We start from the raw sequence: 17,287 nt of genomic DNA, 5'->3' as shown, positions 1-17,287 counted from the left end.
CGGATCCTTCCCCCCCGTTCGCACAGGGAGGATCCGACGGCCACGCGGACTCACTTGCTGAAGCCGTCGACCAGCTTGGAGATGGCCAGCTCGGCGTTGCCCAGGCCCTTGTCCAGCGACTCCTTGCCGCTGGCGACCTTGGGCAGCTCGGTGTCGAGCGGGCCCCACAGGGAGCTGTACTCGGGCAGCGCCGGGCGGGGCTGCGCGGCGGCCAGGACGCCCTGGTAGCCGGCGATGCCCGGGTCGGTCTTGACCTTGTCGGTGTAGGCGTCGGAGCGGGTGGGGAGCGTGGAGTTCTTCAGCGCGATGGTCTCCTGGGCCTGCGCCGAGGTCATGTACTTCACGAACTTCAGCGCCGCCTGCTGGTGGGCCTTGTCGGAGCCGGCGTAGACCGAGAGGTTGTGGCCGCCGGTCGGGGCGCCCGCCTTGCCGGTGGAGCCGGCCGGGACGGTGGCGATGCCCAGGTTCGACTTGTCCTTGAAGGCGCTGCCCTTGTAGAAGTTCGTGATCTCCCAGGGGCCCTGGATGATCGCGGCGACCTTGCCGTTGACGAACGCGTCCTGGATGTGGGCGTACGCGTCGGCGGTGGCGTCGGCCTTGTGCAGGCCCTTGCCGGAGAACAGGCTCAGCCAGGTGCCGTAGGCCTTCTTGGCGGCGGCCGAGTTCACGGTGATCTTCTTGGCGGCGACGTCGACGGTGTCGGTGCCCTCGCCGTAGAGGAAGGTCTGGGCGTAGTAGGCCTGGGCGGAGCCCCAGTAGCCGTCGACCTTGGCCTTGTCCTTGATCTTGGCGGCGTCGGCCTTCAGCTCGTCCCAGGTCTTGGGGGCCTCGGCGATGCCGGCCTTCTTGAACAGGGCCTTGTTGTAGACCAGTGCGAGGGTGTCGGTGACGAACGGCACGCCGTAGGTCTTGCCCTCGTACTGGGCCTGCTTGATCAGGTTCGGCTCGAACTTGCCCTGCTCGGCGAGGGCCTCGGTGCCGTCCAGCGGCAGGAAGTAGCCCTTCTTGGCGAAGGCCGGGGTCCAGCCGACCTCGGAGCGCAGCACGTCCGGGGCGCCCGTGGCGCCGGCCGCGGTGTCGAACTTGTTCTGCGCCTGGTCGAAGGGCACGTTGACGTACTTGACCTTGATGTTCTTGTTGGCGGCCTCGAACTGCTGGACCAGGGCCTTGTACGTCGGCGCCTCATTGGTGGCGTTGGAGGTGTCCCACCAGGTGATGGTGACCGGGCCGTCCGACTTCCCGCTGTCGCTGTCGCTCCCGCCGCACGCCGTCGCCGTCAGGGCGAGGGACGCCACCAGCGCGGAGGCCGCTATGCCACGCCGCATGAGTTCTCCTTGAGGGTTAAGCCCGAGTGATGCCGACTGCGCCTTTGCGGCCGCCGGGCGAGTGGGAACGTAACAGCCGTGTAAGCGTTGCGAAAGACCTTGCAGAAAAAAAGTGCAAGGGGAGACGATGGTTACCCCGTCGTGACCGCCCGTCGACCGGGACGCAACCCGGTGACGCAGGAGCTGAGCGGCGTGGACGGCACTTGTGCAAGACTTGCAAGCTCTTGCCACCATGAATCCCGAGGGAGCGCGATGACGCAGCAACCCACGGCAGGCCGTGCGCCCGCCCGCGCCCGGCGTCCGGCCGGTGTGCAAGGCGAGATACGACCGGTACAGTCCAGTGGCGTGACCACACGGCTTGCCGACATCGCTGCGCAGGCGGGGGTGAGCGAAGCGACCGTCAGCCGGGTCCTCAACGGGAAGCCGGGCGTCGCCGCCACCACCCGCCAGTCCGTGCTCGCCGCGCTCGACGTGCTCGGCTACGAGCGCCCGGTGCGGCTGCGGCAGCGCAGCGAGGGTCTGGTGGGGCTGATCACGCCGGAGCTGGAGAACCCGATATTCCCGGCCCTGGCCCAGGTCATCGGCCAGGCGCTGACCCGCCAGGGCTACACGCCGGTGCTCGCCACGCAGACCCCGGGCGGGTCGACGGAGGACGAGCTGACCGAGATGCTGGTGGACCGCGGGGTCGCCGGGATCATCTACGTCTCCGGGCTGCACGCGGACACCACCGCCGACATGCAGCGCTACGAGCGGCTGCGCGCCCAGGGCGTGCCGTTCGTGCTGGTGGACGGCTTCTCGCCGAAGGTGCAGGCGCCGTTCATCTCGCCCGACGACCGGGCGGCGATGGCGCTCGCGGTGACGCACCTGGTGTCGCTGGGACACACCCGGATCGGGCTCGCGCTGGGGCCGAAGCGGTTCGTGCCCGTGCAGCGCAAGATCGAGGGCTTCGTCCGGGCGGTGCACGACCAGCTGGGCCTGCCGGCGCAGACCGTCGAGACGGAGTTGGTCCAGCACTCGCTGTACACGCTGGAGGGCGGTCAGGCGGCGGCGGCGGCGCTGATCGAGCGGGACTGCACGGCCGTGGTCTGCGCCAGCGACATGATGGCGCTGGGCGCGATACGGGCGGCCCGGCAGCGGGGACTGGAGGTCCCCCGGGACGTGTCCGTGGTCGGGTTCGACGACTCCCCGCTGATCGCCTTCACCGATCCGCCGCTGACCACGGTCCGCAAGCCGGTCCCGGCGATGGGGCAGGCCGCGGTGCGCACCCTGCTGGAGGAGATCGGCGGGACCCCGGCGCCGCACAGTGAGTTCGTGTTCATGCCGGAACTGGTGGTGCGCGGGTCCACCGATTCGGCCCCGCACGTCCTGCGAGCGTCGTAGAAGGTGCGCCGCGGACCCGACCTTGGGATGATCGGCCGGGGAAGCCGCATCTGGCAGACTCTGTACCTATGAGTGACTCGACCGTGACAGGGCCGGAAGGGCGCGAGCAGGTGGCCGTTCCGCGAACCGTCACGGGCGGGAACCGACCCGGTCCGCTGGACCGCCGGCGCCGCCCGCGGCGGCCCCGGCTGTGGTTCGAGATCCTTCTGATCGCGGTGAGTTACTGGACGTACTCACTGATCCGCAACGCCGTGCCGGAGCAGCGGGGCAAGGCGCTGCGCAACGCGGACTGGATCTGGCGCACCGAGCACGCGCTCGGCGTAGCCGTCGAGCAGTCGGTCAACCACGCCGTCAACTCGGTGTCTTGGCTGATCGTGGGGATGAACTATTACTACGCCACCCTGCACTTCGCCGTCACGCTCGGTGTACTGGTGTGGCTGTACCGGTGGCATCCCGGCCGGTACGCGGCCACCCGGACGGTGCTGTTCGCGACCACGGGCGTGGCCCTGGTCGGTTACTACCTGTTCCCGCTCGCGCCGCCCCGGCTGATGCGCGGGGGGCACTTCGTGGACACCGTCACGGTGCACCACACCTGGGGCTCGATGGCCTCCGGCGACCTCAAGCACATGTCGAACCAGTACGCGGCGATGCCGTCGATGCACATCGGCTGGTCGCTGTGGTGCGGGCTGACGATCTTCGCGCTGGCCTCGGTGCCGTGGGTGCGGGTGCTGGGGCTGCTGTATCCGGCGGCCACCCTGCTGGTGATCGTCGCCACGGCGAACCACTTCTGGCTGGACGCGGTGGGCGGGATGCTCTGCCTCGGCTTCGGCTGCGCGGTGGCCCGGGTGTGGTACGGCAGCCTGCCGCACGCGCTGCCCCGGCTGGTGCCGGCCCGGCCGCCCGCGCCGGCTCAGGCCCTGTCGTCGTAGAACAGCTCCTCCACCACCGTGCGCGCCCGGCGTGTGGTACGGCGGTAGGCGTCCAGCATGTCACCGGCGTGCCCGGCGCCGTGGCCCAGGTAGCGGCCGACGGCGGCCAGCTCGCGCGGCGCGGTCGGGAAGGTGTCCCCGGCCCGGCCGCGGACCAGCATCACCGCGTTGCGCACCCGGGTGGCCAGCACCCACGCCTCGTCCAGGATCTCGGTGTCCTCCGCGGCCAGCAGCCCGGCCTCGCGAGCGGCGGCCAGGGCCTGCCGGGTGCGGGTGGTGCGCAGGCCCGGGACGCGGTGGCCGTGCCGGAGCTGGAGCAGCTGCACGGTCCACTCGACGTCGGACAGGCCGCCGGGGCCGAGCTTGGTGTGCAGCTTGGGGTCGGCGCCGCGGGGCAGCCGCTCGGACTCCATGCGGGCCTTCAGCCGGCGGATCTCGCGGACGGCGTCCTCGCCGAGGCCCTTGGCCGGGTAGCGCAGCGGGTCGATCAGCTCCACGAACCGCCGGCCCAGGTCCTCGTCGCCGGCGACCGGCTCGGCGCGCAGCAGCGCCTGTGACTCCCAGACCAGGGACCAGCGGCGGTAGTACGCCTCGTACGACTTCAGGGTGCGCACCAGCGGGCCCGACTTGCCCTCCGGGCGCAGGTCGGCGTCGATGAGCAGCGGCGGGTCGGCGCTGGGCAGCTGGAGCAGGCGGCGCATCTCGGCGACGACCTTGTTCGCCGCCGCGGCCGCCTCGTGCTCGTCGACGCCGTCCCGGGGTTCGTGCACGAACAGGACGTCCGCGTCGGAGCCGTAGCCCAGCTCGTGCCCGCCGAAGCGGCCCATCCCGATGATCGTGAACCGGGTGGGCAGGGTGTCGCCCCAGCCGTCCCGGACGACCGCGCGCAGGGTGCCGGCGAGGGTGGCCGCGGTCAGGTCGGAGACGGCCGCGCCGACCCGGTCCACCAGGGCGCCCTGGTCGGCCTCGGCGGGGCTGGTCTCGGTGCCGTAGGAGCCGACGATGTCGGCGGCGGCGGTGCGGAACAGCTCGCGGCGGCGGACGCCACGGGCCGCGGTGACGCCCTGCCCGGCGTTCGCGGCGCGGCCCACGGCCGCCAGGATCTCCTGCTCCAGCTGGGTGCGGTCGCGGGGGGCCAGCCCGCCGCCGACGGCCACCGGGCCGGCGCCGGTGCCGTCGCCGAGGAGGGCGACCGCCTCGGGGGCGCGCATCAGCAGGTCGGGGGCGAGGCGGCCCGCCGACAGGACGCGGGCCAGGTTCTCGGCCGCCGCGCCCTCGTCGCGCAGCAGCCGCAGGTACCAGGGCGTCTTGCCGAGCGCGTCGGAGACCTTGCGGAAGTTCAGCAGGCCGGCGTCCGGGTCGGCGGAGTCGGCGAACCAGCCGAGCAGGACCGGGAGCAGAGTGCGCTGGATCGCCGCCTTGCGGGTCACACCGGAGGCCAGGGCCTCCAGGTGGCGCAGGGCGGCGGCCGGGTCGGCGTAGCCGAGCGCCTCCAGCCGTTCGCGGGCCGCCTCGGGGCGCAGCCGGGCCTCGCCGGGGGCGAGTTGGGCGACCGCGTCGAGCAGCGGGCGGTAGAAGAGCTTCTCGTGCAGCCGGCGTACGACGCCGGTGTGCCGCTTCCACTCGCGGTTCAGCTCGGCCGCCGGGTCGGCGCGCAGGCCCAGGGAGCGGCCGAGGCGGCGCTGGTCCGGCTCGGCCTCGGGGACGAGGTGGGTGCGGCGCAGCCGGTACAGCTGGATGCGGTGCTCCATGGAGCGCAGGAAGCGGTACGCCTCGTCCAGGCGGGCGGCGTCCTCGCGGCCGACGTAGCCGCCGGCGGCGAGGGCCTGGAGGGCGTCCAGGGTGGTGCCGCTGCGCAGGCTCGGGTCGGTGCGGCCGTGCACCAGCTGCAGGAGCTGGACGGCGAACTCGACGTCGCGGAGCCCGCCGGGGCCCAGCTTGAGTTCCCTCTCGATCTCGGCGGCGGGGATGTTCTCGACCACGCGGCGGCGCATCTTCTGGACGTCCGTCACGAAGTTCTCGCGCTCGGCCGCCTTCCAGACGAGGGGTTCGAGGGCGTCGACGTACGCCTCGCCGAGCGCGGTGTCGCCGGCCACCGGGCGGGCCTTGAGGAGGGCCTGGAACTCCCAGGTCTTCGCCCAGCGTTGGTAGTAGGCGAGGTGGCTGCTGAGGGTGCGCACGAGGGGGCCGTTGCGGCCCTCGGGGCGGAGGTTGGCGTCCACCGGCCAGATGGAGCCCTCGACGGTCGTCTCGGAGCAGATCCGCATGAGGTGGGAGGCGAGTTTCGTGGCGGACCGCAGGGCCTGGTGCTCGGGGACGCCCTCGGCCGGCTCCCCCACGAAGATCACGTCCACGTCGGAGACGTAGTTCAGCTCGTGGCCGCCGCACTTGCCCATCGCGATCACCGCGAGGCGGCAGGCGGCGGCGTCCTCGGGTGCGGCGCGTTCGGCCAGGGACAGGGCGGTGCGGAGGGTGGCGGTGGCCAGGTCGGCGAGTTCCGCGGCGGTCTCGGCGACGTCCGTGGTGCCGCAGACGTCGCGGGCGGCGATGGACAGCAGGCAGCGGCGGTAGGCGACGCGGAGGGAGACCGGGTCGGTGGCCTCGGCGAGGCCGCGTTCGAACTCCGCGACGCCGGGGTGGAGGTCGTGCGGCTCGTAGGTGACCAGGGCGTGCCAGTCGCCGGGGTGGCGGGCCAGGTGGTCGGCCAGGGCGGCGGAGGCGCCGAGGATGCCGAGGAGGCGGTCGCGGAGGGGTTTGGCCGCGATGAGGGTGTCCAGCAGTTCGCGGTGGGCGGTGGGGCCGGGCTGGGCCTCCAGGAGGCGGACCAGGCCGTGCAGGGCGAGGTCGGGGTCGGCGGTGGCGCCGAGGGCTTCCAGGAGGACGGGGTCGTTGCGGACGGGGGCGAGTTCGGGGCCGTCGAGGAGACGCTCGGCGGCGGAGGGGTCGGTGAAGCCGTGTCGCAGCAGACGGGTGAAGGTGCTGCTCCTGCGCCCCGGCGTCATGTCCGTGACCTCCCCTTGCGTACGTCTCGGATCGGGCTCGTCCTGGCCAGAGCCTAACCGGAGGGAGCGGGGGCGGCTTTGCGCGCGGGCGGTGGCTCGCCGTCCGCGCGCGGTGGGCGGTGGCGCGCCCGCCATGCCCGCGGCGGCCCGTGCCGGTGCGCTGTGGCGTGCGGCGCGCCTGTGGCGGACCGGGGGGCGGGGCCGTGCCGGGCAGTGTCCGTCCTCGGTTCGGCACCCTGTCCGCGGTGCGTCGCCGGGGTTCTCGCCGGCCGCTGCGGGCGGACATGAACCGGCACGTCCCCTTCCCGCCGTGCGCGGCCCCGGGTCAGGGCGCGGCCCGGCTGGTGGTGCCGCGCTGGTGCGGGAGCCTCGGCTGCAGGAGGTCCTGGAGCGTCTGGGCCGCTGTGGGCGCCGCGTCTCCGCAGCAGTTGTTGAAGAGGATGTGCAGTTCGTCCGCGGCCTCCGCCAGGGCTTGGATGCCGGGCAGCCATTCGGTCAGCTCCCGCTCGGTGTAGGCGTGGCGGAAGCGGTCCTCCTTCGTGCCCTTCCGCCAGTGGGGGCTGCGGCCGTGGAAGCGGATCACGGACAGGCGGGGGGTCGTCACGGGGGCGGGCTGCATGCCCTCGTAGGTGTCCGTGGCCACGGCGGTCGCGTCCAGGTCCTCGAGGAAGGCGGTCGTACGGTCCGCCTGGTCGGGGTGCCACCAGGCGGGGTTGCGGAACTCCGCCGCGAACGGCCAGTCGTGGGCGCGTTCGCGGGCGGTGCGGATGAAGGTCTCGGCCTTCGGGCCGGGAGCGAGGGACGGCGGGTACTGGAAGAGGAGGGTGCCCAGGCGGGCGGAGCGGCGGAGGGGGGCCAGCGCTTCGGCGTAGCGGGTCCAGACCTCGGTGTGCAGGTCCTCGTCGCGGGGGTGGCCGCGCAGGTCCGGCGGGAGGGCGGCGGGGCGGGTGGGGTGGCCGGTGAGGAGGGAGAACGCCTTGACGTCGAAGCGGAAGCCGGGGGGCGTGCGGTCGGCCCAGAGGGCGGTGGTGCGGGGGCTCGGCAGGGCGTAGTACGGGGAGTCGGCCTCGACCAGCGGGAAGCGGGTCGCGTAGTGCCGTAAGCGCTTCTCGGTGTCGCGGTGGCCGGGCGGATACCAGCCGCTCCTGAGCAGGGCCGGGTCGGTCCAGCCGCAGGTGCCGATGAGGATCTTCGCCATGGAGGCGCTAGTACCCGGCGTTCATCCGGTCTTCACCCGTGAGGTTGGCCTGCGTGGGCCGCGGGAATGTTGGCGTGAGCATGCTCTGTCCGCACCGCCAGCCGTCCATCCATTCCCGGAGGTTGATGTGTCCGGCAGTTCCGTGTACCGCCGTGCCCGTGCCGTCGTGGCGTCCGCCGCGGCCCTCGCCGCAGCCGCGGTCGGGCTGTGGACCGGGCTCGGCGGCGAGTCCGCCCATGCCGCGGGAGCCGTGCCCAGCCCGGACCACGTGGTCGTCGTGGTCTTCGAGAACCATGCGTACAGCCAGGTCATCGGATCCTCCAGTGCGCCGTACATCAACTCGCTGAAGACGGGGGGTGCCAACCTGACCCAGTCGTACGCCGAGACCCACCCGAGCCAGCCGAACTACTTCGCGCTGTTCTCCGGGTCGACGCAGGGGATCACCGACGACAGCTGCTACACCCCGGGCTTCTCGTCGGCGCCGAACCTCGCCTCCGAGCTGATCGCCGCCGGCCGCACCTGGGCCAGCTACAACGAGACGCTGCCGAGCCAGGGCTCCACGTCGTGCAGCAGCGGCACCTACGCCCGCAAGCACAATCCGTGGTTCGGGTTCGCCAACGTGCCGACCTCGACCGCGAAGACCTTCGCGCAGTTCCCGACCGACTACGCGACGCTGCCCCAGCTGTCGTTCGTGGTGCCGAACCTGTGCAGCGACATGCACGACTGCTCGGTGTCCACCGGCGACACCTGGCTGAGGAACAAGCTGGGCGCCTACGCGACCTGGGCCAGGACCCACAACAGCCTGCTCGTCGTCACCTTCGACGAGGACAACCGGCTGAGCGGGAACCGGATCCCGACCGTCTTCTACGGGCAGCCCGTCGCCGCCGGGTCCAGCTCCGCCACCACGTACAACCACTACGACCTGCTGCGCACCCTGGAGGACACCCAGGGCCTGACCACGCACGCGGGCAACGCGGCCTCCGGCAAGGACATCACCGGCATCTGGGCGTCCTGACGTGTACGTAGCGGACAGCCGTGCCAGTACGTCCGCTCAGGGTGCCGTCCGGCCTTCCGCCGGGCGGCGCCGTGCGGCCCTCGCCCCCACCGTGCTCGCGCTGGGGACGGTGAGTCTGGTCACCGACGTGTCGTCGGAGATGGTGACGGCGGTGCTGCCGCTCTACCTGGTGAGCGGGCTGGGTCTGTCACCGCTGGGCTTCGGACTGCTGGACGGCATCTACAACGGGTTCTCGGCGCTCGTGCGCCTGGTGGGCGGGCACTTCGCCGACCGGGGCGGCGGGCGGCACAAGTGGGTCGCCGGGCTCGGCTACGGCATCTCGGCCGTGTGCAAGCCGTTGCTGCTGGTGGCGCACTCCCTGACGCCGATCGGGGTCGTGCTCGCCGCCGACCGGACGGGCAAGGGACTGCGGACGGCGCCGCGCGATGCGCTGATCTCGCTGTCCAGCACACCCGAGACGCGCGGGCGGGCCTTCGGGGTGCACCGGGCGATGGACACGGCCGGGGCCCTGCTCGGGCCGCTGGTGGCGTTCCTGATCCTCCGGGCCACCGTGGACGGGTACGACGCGGTGTTCACCGTCAGCTTCTGTGTCGCCGTGCTGGGCGTCCTGGTGCTGGTCCTGTTCGTGCCGGGCGGCCGGCGCGACGCGGTCCCGGCGCAGCGGCCGACGCTGCGGGCGGCACTCGCCCTGCTGCGCCGCCGCGACCTGCGCCGGATCACCGGCTGCGCGCTGCTGCTGGGCCTCGCCACGGTCAGCGACTCCTTCGTCTACCTGCTGCTCCAGCGCCGCCTGGGCGTCCCCGACCGCTGGTTCGCGCTGCTGCCGCTGGGCACGGCCGCCGCGTTCCTGCTGCTGGCGGTGCCACTGGGCCGGCTCGCGGACCGGGTGGGCCGCTGGGCGGTCTTCCTGGCCGGCCACGGCGCCCTGCTCCTGGCCTACGGACTGCTGCTGACCTCCTGGCACGGCACGGTGCTGCCCTGCCTCGTGCTCGCCCTGCACGGCGGCTTCTATGCGGCCACCGACGGGGTGCTGATGGCCGCCGCCTCCGACAGCGTGCCGGAAGGGCTGCGCTCCTCAGGGCTGGCCGTCGTACAGACCGGGCAGGCGCTGACCCGGTTCGCCTGCTCGCTGCTGTTCGGCGCGGCCTGGACGGTGTGGGGCGACCGGGCGGCGCTGGCCGGGGCGGCGGTGGCGCTGGCCGCGTGCGCCGCGTTCTCCCTCACCCTGCGCCCGAAGGGGGCGGTGCCCGCATGACCGTACGCAGCCGCGTCCTGATCCTGGTCTCGGCCGTCGCCGTGCTCGCGGCCGTCGCCCTGGCCTCCGTGCTGCACGCCTCCGCGCGGGCGGACCGCCGCAACCACACGCAGGCGGGCGGGCCGCGCGTCACCTCGGGCACGGTGACGCTGCGCGGGGCCGGGCGGCTGGTGTTCCGGAACATGGCGTGGGGGCCGCACCGGGACGAGCTGACGGCCGTCCCGGCGGATGATCCGGGCGGACCGCGCACCGCCGCCGGCCTCAAGTGCCTCCGCTTCCACGCCGCTTCCGGCACCGGGGTGTGCCTCCAGGCCGTGCACGGGCCCGTCTCGGACACCTACCGCGCCCTGATCCTGGACACCCGGCTGCGGACCGTGGACCGCTACGACGTGCCGGGCATCCCCTCACGCGCCCGGGTCTCCCCCACCGGGCACTTCGCCGCCTGGACGGCGTTCGTGGGCGGCGACTCGTACGCCGGGACCGACTTCTCCACGCGCACGGCGATCGTGGACACCCGCAGCGGGGAGCTGATTCCGTCCCTGGAGGCGTTCCGGATCGTCAAGGACGGGCGTCCGTACCGGGCGGCGGACGTCAACTTCTGGGGCGTGACGTTCGCGGCCGACGACCGCACGTTCTACGCGACGCTGGCGAGCAGGGGGCGTACCCATCTGGTCCGCGGCGATCTGCGCCGCCGTACGGTCACCACACTGCACACCGACGTGGAGTGCCCGTCCCTGTCGCCGGACGGCTCCCGGGTCGCGTACAAGAAGCGGGTCGCGGGGCTGCCGAAGGACGCGCCCTGGCGGCTGTACGTCCTGGACCTGCGGACCATGCGGGAGACCCCGCTCGCCGAGCCGCGCAGCGTGGACGACCAGGCGGTGTGGAAGGACGCGCACACGGTCGTGTACGCGCTGCCCGGGGACTACGGCGCCGATCTGTACCAGGTCCCGGCGGACGGATCGGGACGGGCCCGGCGGATCGGCCCGGCCGCGGTGTCACCGGCGTACCTGCCCTGAGGTCTCACCCTCAGGCGTACAGCAGCCTCACCGAGGGGGGCAGTTCGGCGGCACCCCGGACCCGGTCCCGGCCGGCCGCGACCCGGACGAGCCGCAGCCCGGACAGAGCCGCGAGCGGCGCGACGTCGATGTCTCCCTCCGCGCTCATGTCCCCCGTGAGCGAGCAATGGGTCAGGGCGGGGAACGCCCGGGGCAGCCGGTGCACCGCCGCCTGCAGCGTCCGTTCGCCGCCGCCACCGACCAGGCTGAGCGAGGTGACGTCCGCCAGGGCCCCGGCCGGCGGCAGGGTCTCCAGCGAGGAGGCGTGGAGCGTGACGTCCCGCAGCGCGGGCATCCGGCTCAGCTCTTCCCAGTCCTCGGCCGAGGCCGGGCTCGACGCGGAGTTGAGCCGGAGCGACTGGAGGAGGCGCCCACCGGCCAGGCCCCGCAGGCCGTGCACCGGCCGCATCCCACCGTCCAGCCGCAGGCCGCGCAGCGAGCCCGCGGGAAGGTCGCCCGGGGACCACACCCCGCCCGGGCGGCCGCGCAGCGTCAGCACCTCCAGCTGCGGCAGCCGGGAGAGCGGGCGCAGGTCCACATCGGGTCCGGAGCACGTCAGGAGGAGGATCTCCAGCGGCAGTCCGGCCAGCGCGGACACGTCCGCCAGCGCCGGGCAGTCGCCGACGACGAGCAGCTTCAGCGTCGTCTGCCCGGCGAGGAAGCCGAGGTCGCGCGCGGAGGCGTTGGCGAGGGACAGCTCCGTCACCGCGGTGCGGGAGGTGTACCCGGCGAGGGCCCTGAGGGAGACGCCGGTACGGACGTCCAGGCGGTCCGGCCGGAGGCCCAGGCGGTCCAGCTCGCGCATCTGCGCGTCGGACTGGATCGTGAAGTCGAGCCCGGCCGGATCGAGGCGCGCGATGATCTCGTCGGCGTACCGGGTGCAGTCGAAACGCGACCAGGCCCACATGAGCTGGGCCCGGACGGGCTGGTCCGGGTGGTCGGTGAACCGGGCCAGGAACGGCAGGGCGGCATCGGAATGCACGTGGGATGCGGCGACCACCACGTGAAAGGCCTCCGTGTCGTTCAGCTTCTCCGGCCCGGGGAGCAGGCCGAGGATCAGCGGGCCGATCTCCGCCAGGGCGCGGGCCTCCTCGGCGCTCTCCGGCGGGATGAGCGTGGCGGTGCGCTGCTCCACGGCCTGCCGGACGGACGGGGCGAGGGAGGTGGCGTGCTCCAGACAGGCGGCCGCGAGCAGATAGACGCGCGCCTGGGTGTGCTGGTCGGAGGCCGAGTCCCCGCGGGACAGCAGGGCCTGGAAGATCGCCTCGCGCTCCCGGGGGCGGCCCAGCGCCACCGCCATGCCGATGACGTCCTCCCACTGGTCGTCGGCGGCGTGCCGGGCGAGCAGGCCGACGTCGCCCTCCTCCACGGCGGCCCGGGCGCCGAGGAAATCCTGGAAGGTGCGGTGGACGAAGTCCACGGTGCCCGGGACCGGTTCGCGCAGCAGGCCGGTGCGGTTCAGGAAGTAGGCGAAGACGGCCGCCGCGTCCCCGAGGGCCGCCGCTTCGGGGACCGCGGGCAGGGCCCGGGCGATGATGGTCTCGGCGCGCGACCGGTCCATCTCCGTGCGGCCGTTCTTGATGAGCCAGTAGGCCAGCCGCTGCAACAGGTCGAGCTGCGGTTCCTCCCTCAGGTCGGGCACGGCCATGTCCCGTTCGCGGTCACGGCGGCTCAACAGCATCGACAACGCGGCCTCGTAGAGGTCCTTGCGGCCCTGGGGGAGGTAGCCGTGCCGGTCGCGGTGGAGTGCGCAGATCAGCCCGCACATCAGGGGGTTGGTGGCCAGCCGCCCGAGGTCCGGTTTGGTGCGGATGGCCGTGAGGAGCTGCCGCTCGTACCGGTCGAGATCGGCGTCGTCGTCGGTGCCGGCGCGGGCGGCCCGGTGCCACCGCTTGACGAAGGTCGCGATGGCGGCGGGGCTCATCGGGGACAGCGTCAGCTCGGTGAAACCGTCCTCGGCGAGCCAGTTCTCGGCCACGGCGGGCGGGCGGGAGGTGACCAGCCAGCGGTTGCCGCCGTCGTAGGTCTCGACCAGGTCCCGCAGCCAGGTGCGGGTGCGCTCGCGCTCGGCGTCGGGGACCTCGTCGATGCCGTCCACGAGGATCAGGCCCCGGCCCGCGGCGAGGACCCGGTGTTCCCATCCGGCGGGCTGGCTGCCGGCCAGCGGGCAGCCGACGGCGCCCAGGAAGTCCTTCGGCGCGGGCAGCGCCCCGCCGTGACGGGTGAGGGTGCGCAGGGGCAGGACGAACGGCACGCGGTCCTGGAGGTACGTCACGTGCTCGGGGACGTCCTGCCGGGCGGCGGTGACGGCGAGCCACTGGACCAGGGTGCTCTTGCCCGAGCCCGCCTCGCCCCGCAGCAGGATGCGGGCGCTGTCGGCCAGGGCCTGGTCGGCGGGCCGGTGGTCGGGGGCTTCGGCCAGCAGCCGCTCGGCGGTGCGGACGGTCCTGCCGGCGGCGGCCAGGACGGCGTCGTACGGCACCGTCGCCAGCGGTCGGCGCGCGTCCTCCGCCGACAGCCATGCCGTCGTCGGTATCCCCCCCTGGTCGGGCCCGCTGTTCACCTCGACGAGCACGCCGTGCATACCGTCGCCGGAACCCAGGATCAGGCCGGGGCCCACCCCGGTGCCGGGTGGCGCCTCGACGACCCACCTGGCCGCCTCCCGGCGGAGGGAGGACCACGTCGCCTCCAGGCTCAGGTACGCGACGTTCAGCGGCCACCGCCCCGGCGTGCGGTCGAGGTCGATTCCGTAGATCGTGAGCTTGCCGTGCTTCTTGGCCACGTAGCGCGCGTAGTCCTGCTCGAAGGCGGCGTCCTCGCCACCGGGCAGCGGGCTGCGCCGGATCAGCTCGTCGACCTTGGCGGTGAGCGAGTCGAGCGCCCGTGTCTGCTCGACCAGCGTGTGGGCGACGAAGGTCGAGCGCTGGGTGAAGAAGTGCAGGATGTGCAGACACGCCGCGTCGAGGAGGCGCAGGTACAAGTGGGCCGCATCCGTGGAGAGTTCGCGCTCGGGGTGGCGGGCGGCGCGCCGGAGCTCACGGGCGAAGGCCTCGTGGCCGAGGCGTACGGCGTCGAGGTCGGTGAGGGTGAGGTCGCCCAGGGCGTGCAGGGTGAGGGACAGGGCCTCGGTGACGGCCTCCCGCTCGTCGTCGGGGATCGCCGGTTCACCGGTGCGCAGGGCCTGCTCGACCAGCCTGGCGGCGAGGCCGCGCAGATCGGGCGCGGTGAGACGGCGTTTCTCCCCGCGGAAGGAGACGTATCCGGAGAGCCGGATCGGTTCGTCGACCAGACCGGCGCCCGGGCCTTCCGAGACGAACAGCTTCTTGATCAGCGGGCCGATGACGGCCGAGGCGAGTCGGGTGCCGACGGTCGTGGGCTCCACAGGTCCCCTTCTGTTCACAACTGCCGCTCGTCACGGTGATCGTAAGGCGTGCCGACCGTGGCAGGGTGGCCGGTTGCGTCAATCCGCGGGCCTGAGTTTCCGTCATCACGATGATGTGCCGTCGCGGGCTGCCGGGGTTGCGGCCGGCCGCCCCGGAGACTTTGCGCGGCGGTGGCCGGGTGGCCGCCGGGAGAGAACGAGGGCACGGGATGGCCGACAGCAGGATCCTGGTCGCGGTACCGGAGCATCCGCGCGCCGAGGGCGCCGGGGCCGAGCAGCTGCGGAAGATCCGGGAGGCGGTGGAGGCGGACGGCTTCGGGGTGCGCTGGGCGGTCACCGCCGAGGACGCGGACGCGGTGCTGCGGACCGAGGCGGGCCTGGCCGCGGCCCTGGTCGCCTGGGACCTGCCCGGCGGGCGGGCCGCCGGTGACGGGCCCGGGGCCGCGCTGGCCGCGCGGGACGGGGCCGTCGACGGGGCCCCGGGCGGGGCGGCGGCCGTGCTGCGCCGGATCGGGCGGCGGTACCGGGACCTGCCGGTGTTCCTCGTCATGGCCGAGGAGGGCGTGCGGGAGCTGCCGCTGTGGGTGTCGGAGACGGTCGTCGGATACGTGTGGCCGCTGGAGGACACCCCCGGGTTCATCGCGGGCCGGATCACCAGCGCCGCCCGCGCCTACCGGGAGGACGTGCTGCCGCCGTTCTTCCGGGCGCTGCGCCGCTTCGACGACGCCCACGAGTACTCCTGGCACACCCCCGCCCACTCCGGTGGCGTCGCCTTCCTCAAGTCGCCCGCCGGACGCGCCTTCCACGACTACTTCGGCGAACGGCTGCTCCGCTCCGACCTGTCGATCTCGGTGGAGGAGCTGGGCTCGCTGTTCGAGCACACCGGCCCGATCGGCGAGGCCGAGCGCAACGCGGCCCGCGTCTTCGGCGCAGACCTCAGCTACTTCGTGCTGCACGGCGACTCCACCTGCAACCGGCTGGTGGGCCACTTCAGCGTCACCCGCGACGAACTCGCCCTGGTGGACCGCAACTGCCACAAGTCGGTGCTGCACGGCCTGGTCGTCTCCGGCGCCCGGCCGGTCTACCTGGTGCCCACCCGCAACGGCTACGGTCTCGCCGGCCCGCTGCCGCCGGCCGAGCTGGCGGCGGACTCGATCGCGGCCCGGATCGCCGCGCACCCGCTCGCCGAGGGCGCCGTCTCGCGGGACCCCCAGTACGCGGTGTTCACCAACTCCACCTACGACGGCCTGTGTTACGCCGCCGTACCGGCCGCGAAGGCGCTCGCGGCCAGCACGCCCCGGGTGCACTTCGACGAGGCGTGGTTCGCGTACGCCCGCTTCCATCCGCTGTACCGGGGCCGCTACGGCATGTCGGTGGACGCGGACTCCTTCCCCGGCCCGGACCGGCCGACGGTCTTCGCGACCCAGTCCACGCACAAACTGCTGGCCGCGCTGTCCCAGTCGGCGATGGTGCACGTACGGCCGGCGCCTCGGGCACCCGTGGAGCACGACCGCTTCAACGAGGCGCTGATGATGCACGGCACCACCTCGCCCCTCTACCCGATGATCGCCTCGCTGGACGTGGCGGCGGCCATGATGGACGGGCCGCAGGGCGAGTGGCTGCTGGACGAGACGGTGACGGAGGCGATCCGCTTCCGGCAGGAGATGGTGCGGCTGGGGCGGCGGGTGGCGAGCGCCGGGGACCGGCCGCCGTGGTTCTTCGGCGTGTGGCAGCCGGAGCAGGTCACCGACCCGGCGACGGGCGAACGGCTGCCCTTCGGGGACGCCCCGCCCGAGCTGCTGCGCACCGAGCAGTCCTGCTGGCTGCTGGAGCCGGGCGCCGCCTGGCACGGCTTCCCCGGGCTGACGGAGGGCCACTGCATGCTGGACCCGGTCAAGGTCACGCTGACCTGCCCGGGCATCACCGCCACCGGTGAGATGGCCGAGGAGGGCATCCCGGCCCGCGTCCTCACCGCGTATCTGGCCACCCGGAACATCGTGGTCGAGAAGACCGACAGCTACACCACCCTGATCCTGTTCTCCATGGGCATCACCAAGGGCAAGTGGGGCACGCTGCTGGACGCCCTGATGGACTTCAAGGCCCTGTACGACTCCGGCGCCCCGCTGGACCGGGTCCTGCCCGAGGCGGTCGCCGCGCACCCGCGCCGCTACTCCGGCCTGACCCTGCGCGAGCTGTGCCGGCAGATGCACGAGCAGCTGCGCTCGGCACGCCTGGTGGAGCTGCTCGAAACCGCGTTCCGTCAGCTCCCGGAGCCGGTCCACCCGCCCCAGCACTGCTACCAGCAGCTGGTGCGGGGCGGCACGGAACGCATCCGCATCGCCGACGCGGCGCACCGGGTGGCGGCCGCGATGGTCACGGTCACCCCGCCCGGCATCCCTGTCCTCATGCCGGGCGAATCCACCGGCACCCCCGACGGCCCCCTCCTGCGCTACCTCACCGCCCTGGAAACCTTCGACCGCCGCTTCCCGGGCTTCCGCAGCGAAACCCACGGCGTGACGATCGACGAGGACACCGGGGACTACGAGATCGAGGTACTGCGCACGGAGTGACCCGGGTGTTGCAGCGGGCGTCCCCTCAGGTCGAGAACACGTCGCCTAATATCCCCACGAACGTGTTAATCACGGACAAATGGCCACTCGAGGCGGGACGGACGGTCCCCTGCGGTGCCCCGCGCGGGCTCGCGGCCCATGCCGGACGGCGCACGCAGGAGACCGCACGCGAACCA

The 17,287-nt window shown here is 73.2% G+C and carries 10 protein-coding genes; 6 read left to right on the top strand and 4 right to left on the bottom strand.

Features of this window, described 5'->3' with window-relative positions; translation table 11 throughout:
• Positions 1-50: 50 nt before the first annotated feature.
• The gene (locus tag ACIP4Y_RS04180) at positions 51-1,325 is read right to left on the bottom strand and encodes an extracellular solute-binding protein (RefSeq protein WP_401387465.1); all 1,275 of its coding nucleotides are present in this window, start codon (positions 1,323-1,325) and stop codon (positions 51-53) included.
• A 345-nt stretch (positions 1,326-1,670) separates the two neighbouring features.
• Between ACIP4Y_RS04180 and ACIP4Y_RS04175 the strand changes: the two genes are divergently transcribed.
• The gene (locus ACIP4Y_RS04175) at positions 1,671-2,705 is read left to right on the top strand and encodes a LacI family DNA-binding transcriptional regulator (protein ID WP_401387462.1); all 1,035 of its coding nucleotides are present in this window, start codon (positions 1,671-1,673) and stop codon (positions 2,703-2,705) included.
• A 68-nt stretch (positions 2,706-2,773) separates the two neighbouring features.
• Complete coding sequence (locus ACIP4Y_RS04170; protein ID WP_358640695.1) at positions 2,774-3,634, top strand: phosphatase PAP2 family protein; 861 nt, start codon at positions 2,774-2,776, stop codon at positions 3,632-3,634.
• On the opposite strand, the gene ACIP4Y_RS04165 is transcribed toward ACIP4Y_RS04170, so the two are convergent.
• Positions 3,616-6,636, bottom strand: coding sequence for a bifunctional [glutamine synthetase] adenylyltransferase/[glutamine synthetase]-adenylyl-L-tyrosine phosphorylase (locus ACIP4Y_RS04165; RefSeq protein ID WP_401387458.1), 3,021 nt, complete (start codon positions 6,634-6,636; stop codon positions 3,616-3,618). The two genes, ACIP4Y_RS04170 and ACIP4Y_RS04165, sit on opposite strands and share 19 nt — an antisense overlap.
• Positions 6,637-6,961: 325 nt before the next feature.
• Positions 6,962-7,834 (bottom strand): DUF72 domain-containing protein, encoded by an 873-nt coding sequence (locus ACIP4Y_RS04160; protein WP_401387455.1) that lies wholly within the window; start codon positions 7,832-7,834, stop codon positions 6,962-6,964.
• A gap of 127 nt (positions 7,835-7,961) precedes the next feature.
• Here ACIP4Y_RS04160 and ACIP4Y_RS04155 point away from each other — a divergent pair, with 127 nt between their 5' ends.
• The 3 genes from ACIP4Y_RS04155 to ACIP4Y_RS04145 are packed head-to-tail and all read left to right on the top strand — an operon-like array spanning position 7,962 to position 11,120.
• A complete protein-coding gene (locus ACIP4Y_RS04155; RefSeq protein WP_401387452.1) occupies positions 7,962-8,849 on the top strand; it encodes an alkaline phosphatase family protein in 888 nt (295 codons plus the stop codon).
• A 1-nt stretch (position 8,850) separates the two neighbouring features.
• A complete protein-coding gene (locus tag ACIP4Y_RS04150) occupies positions 8,851-10,104 on the top strand; it encodes an MFS transporter (RefSeq protein ID WP_401387450.1) in 1,254 nt (417 codons plus the stop codon).
• Positions 10,101-11,120, top strand: coding sequence for a TolB family protein (locus ACIP4Y_RS04145; protein ID WP_401387447.1), 1,020 nt, complete (start codon positions 10,101-10,103; stop codon positions 11,118-11,120). The genes ACIP4Y_RS04150 and ACIP4Y_RS04145 overlap by 4 nt, the downstream gene beginning before the upstream one ends.
• 10 nt (positions 11,121-11,130) lie before the next feature.
• Here ACIP4Y_RS04145 and ACIP4Y_RS04140 read toward each other — a convergent pair whose 3' ends face one another.
• The gene (locus tag ACIP4Y_RS04140) at positions 11,131-14,541 is read right to left on the bottom strand and encodes an NACHT domain-containing protein (RefSeq protein WP_401387444.1); all 3,411 of its coding nucleotides are present in this window, start codon (positions 14,539-14,541) and stop codon (positions 11,131-11,133) included.
• A 209-nt stretch (positions 14,542-14,750) separates the two neighbouring features.
• On the opposite strand from ACIP4Y_RS04140, the gene ACIP4Y_RS04135 reads away from it, so the two are divergent.
• A complete protein-coding gene (locus tag ACIP4Y_RS04135) occupies positions 14,751-17,111 on the top strand; it encodes an Orn/Lys/Arg decarboxylase N-terminal domain-containing protein (protein ID WP_401387441.1) in 2,361 nt (786 codons plus the stop codon).
• Positions 17,112-17,287: the final 176 nt, after the last annotated feature.

This window comes from Streptomyces sp. NPDC088810 (genome assembly GCF_044750305.1).
In the GTDB taxonomy this organism is placed as follows: domain Bacteria; phylum Actinomycetota; class Actinomycetes; order Streptomycetales; family Streptomycetaceae; genus Streptomyces.
This window is presented reverse-complemented; position numbering and strand designations above follow the sequence as displayed.